The 1,414-nt window shown below is 47.5% G+C and carries 3 rRNA genes; all 3 read right to left on the bottom strand.

Annotated features, from left to right (window positions below):
* Nucleotides 1-400, bottom strand: a 23S ribosomal RNA gene (locus tag ACTNES_RS20815); the annotation flags it as partial.
* Between the two features lie 439 nt (nt 401-839).
* A 5S ribosomal RNA gene (gene rrf / locus ACTNES_RS20810) occupies nt 840-957 on the bottom strand.
* Between the two features lie 65 nt (nt 958-1,022).
* Nucleotides 1,023-1,414, bottom strand: a 16S ribosomal RNA gene (locus ACTNES_RS20805); the annotation flags it as partial.

Raw genomic sequence — 1,414 nt, 5'->3', positions numbered from 1 at the left:
ATCCTGCTCAGTCAGCTCTGCTTTCACGTACGGGGCTTTCACCCTCTCTGGCCGGCTTTCCCAAAACCGTTCTGTTAACTTCACTGAATCTTAAATGCAGTCCGTAACCCCAGAATGCACGCACTCTGGTTTAGGCTCCTCCGCGTTCGCTCGCCGCTACTTACGGAATCGAGTTTTCTTTCTTTTCCTCCGGGTACTTAGATGTTTCAGTTCCCCGGGTTCCCTTCCTACAGTTATGTATTGGCTGTAGGATGCATGAGGTTTACTCATGCGGGTTTCCCCATTCAGAGATCTCCGGATCAATGGATATTTGCTCCTCCCCGAAGCTTATCGCAGCTTATCACGTCTTTCATCGGCTCTTAGTGCCAAGGCATCCGCCCTGTGCCCTTATTGCTTGACCTTTCGCTTCATCACCCTAGCGTAGGTGATGCGGTCGTTTGATTCTCATTGTTTTGATATATTTTTGTTACTGTTGATAACAATTAATATCGATGTCTTTTCCTATCTTGCGTTTTATGAGATACTCTCATATCTCTTAACGTTTTGTATCAAGGATATTTGATTAACTTTAATCAAATTTCATGTATGCAGTTTTCAAGGTACATATTGACTGATGCTTTATCAGTCATTAGAAACATCAAATATTCTGTCCTCCGGACTTCTTATTTAAAATCTCTAATCACTGGTAAAACCAGCATATCTTAACAGCTCTTCCCGGCTGATACGGGTTAGCACCGGACTTTACGATTCGTATCTGGCTCCATCCTGTTTCCGACAGGACTCACTTTCCAATGCCTGTTTTATCTTCATCAGGTTTCCAACCTGTTGTTTTCTTTTTGATCTGGCGCCCACCTGCTCTCCCACACCGTCTCCAGTGCAGTACCATCGGCCGATTGGGTCTTAACCGTCGTGTTCGGGATGGGAACGGGTGTTTCCCCCAACCGCATCGGCACCAGAAGCTTTATTAAATTCTCCCCTTGATAACTCAACAGTAAAACACATTTTCTCTACTTCTTCCTTAGAAAGGAGGTGATCCAGCCGCACCTTCCGATACGGCTACCTTGTTACGACTTCACCCCAGTCATCGGTCCCGCCTTCGGCAGCTCCTTCTTTGCAGTTAGGTCACTGACTTCGGGCGTTACTGACTCCCATGGTGTGACGGGCGGTGTGTACAAGACCCGGGAACGTATTCACCGCGGCATTCTGATCCGCGATTACTAGCGATTCCAGCTTCGTGCAGTCGAGTTGCAGACTGCAGTCCGAACTGGGACGTTATTTTTGGGATTTGCTTGCCTTCACAGGTTCGCTTCCCTTTGTTTACGCCATTGTAGCACGTGTGTAGCCCAAATCATAAGGGGCATGATGATTTGACGTCATCCCCGCCTTCCTCCAGGTTATCCCTGGCAGTCTCCCC

The sequence above is a fragment of the Blautia sp. HCP3S3_D9 genome, from assembly GCF_052063845.1.
Lineage (GTDB): Bacteria > Bacillota > Clostridia > Lachnospirales > Lachnospiraceae > Blautia_A.
Note: the sequence above shows the minus strand (reverse complement) of the source record. Positions and strands in the feature narration are given on the sequence as shown.